Source organism: Clavibacter lycopersici (assembly GCF_003576405.1).
In the GTDB taxonomy this organism is placed as follows: domain Bacteria; phylum Actinomycetota; class Actinomycetes; order Actinomycetales; family Microbacteriaceae; genus Clavibacter; species Clavibacter lycopersici.
The window spans coordinates 1-1,668 of sequence record NZ_QWGT01000376.1 but is presented as its reverse complement, the minus strand read 5'-3'; the positions used below and the strand labels follow the sequence as shown (position 1 = coordinate 1,668).

Here is a 1,668-nt window from a genome sequence, read left to right as displayed (position 1 = left end):
ACCTTCGGCACCGACGCGGTCACCGACCAGCTCGTCGTCGGCATCGCCAAGATCACCGTCAACACCAAGTAGCACCCATCCCGGCACCGCGTCCGGGACGCACCACCTGCGATCACAGCAGAACGCATCGACGGCCTCGTCCCCCTCTCGGGGGTCGGGGCCGTCGGCATGTGCGGGGTCGGGCGCCCTGACGGATCCACCCCGCGTGGGTACCCTGGAGGGGACGCGCAGTCGACGCCCGGGGGGCCGTCGGCACCGCCGTCCCGGGGATCGCCACCGACCGACGTCGGCACGATCGTCGCCCCATCGGTCGGACCTCCCCGAGACCACGCGAAGGGAGGCGGATCACCTCGTGCTCGACTCGCTGACGCTGCGCGTCGCCTTCGGCGTCGCCAGCCTCACCCTGTTCCTGCTGTTCGCCCTCGTCACGTTCCGCGGCACCCAGTCGGCCTTCAGCTTCTGGTGGTGCACCGCCCTGGCGCTGTTCATGGGCGGATCGCTCGCCTACCTCCGCGACGGCACCGTCGACCAGGTGTGGGCCAACCCGCTCGGCAACGGCTGCAACGTCGCCGGCGCCGCAGCCGTGTGGATGGCGAGCCGCTCCCTCCGCGGGCGCCCGACGCCGTGGTGGCTCGTCGTGGCACCGGCCGTCGTGATCACCGCCGTGTCGTCCGCCGACTCGCCCGCGACGAACGACTGGTCCGGCGGGCCGCTGTACCTCGGGCTGATGAGCGTGCTCATCGGCGCGTCGGCACGAGAGCTCGCGCTGCTGGACGCGGGCTTCTCCCGCACGCGCTGGCCGCTGCTCCTCTCCTCCGGCGCCCTGGCCGCCTACTACGCCGCGCGCTTCGTCGTGTTCCTCGCGACCGGACCGCGGAGCGAGGCCTTCACGACCTGGCTCGGCACCCCGTCGACCGCCCTCATCACGCTGGTGCTCCTGGTCGTGGTGTCGTTCAGCATGGCGTCGCTGAGCGGCGAGCAGGCGGCCCGGATCTACGCCGCCCGGGCCGCGCTCTCCCGGCAGGAGCTGGTCGAGGGCGGCGGCGTCCAGCGGCGGCTCCTGCCCCGGTCCCTGCCCGACCTCCCCGGCTACGAGGTGGCTGGCGCCTGCGTGCCGAGCGGGGAGGTCAGCGGCGACTTCTTCGACTGGCACCGGACCCGCGACGGCATCGTGGTGACCCTGGCCGACGTGATGGGCAAGGGCGTCGGCGCCGCCGTGATCGCCGCGACGGTGCGCGCCTCCCTCCGGACGGCCGTGCCGACCCTCGATCCCGGCCGCACGCTGGCCGTCGTGGACCGGGCCGTCGAGCCGGACCTCGATGCGAACGACGCCTTCGTCACGCTCCTGCACCTGCGGCTGGACGCCCCGACCGGCGAGGTCGCGGTCGTCGACGCCGGGCACGGGCTCGGCCTCATCTGCCGGGCGGACGGGACGCGGGAGCGGATCCCGTCGCGCAACCTCCCCCTCGGCGCCCTGGGTGAGCAGGAGTGGGTCACGAGCACCGTGCATCTCGACCCGGGTGATCTCCTCCTGGTCTGCAGCGACGGCGTGCTCGACCTCTTCGACGGATCCGTGGAGTCGCTCGACCTCGCGGCGCAGCGGGCGCCATCACCGGCGACGCAGACACGGCCTCCGTCTACGACGGCACGGCCAACGGCCTCTCCGCC

Annotated in this window: 1 protein-coding gene; it reads left to right on the top strand. The window is 73.5% G+C overall.

Translation table 11 applies throughout. The annotated features are described in order from the left end of the window. Positions 1-352 precede the first annotated feature (352 nt). Positions 353-1,668 (top strand): PP2C family protein-serine/threonine phosphatase (locus tag DZG00_RS15265; RefSeq protein ID WP_147360056.1); only part of this gene is annotated, 1,316 nt, incomplete at its 3' end.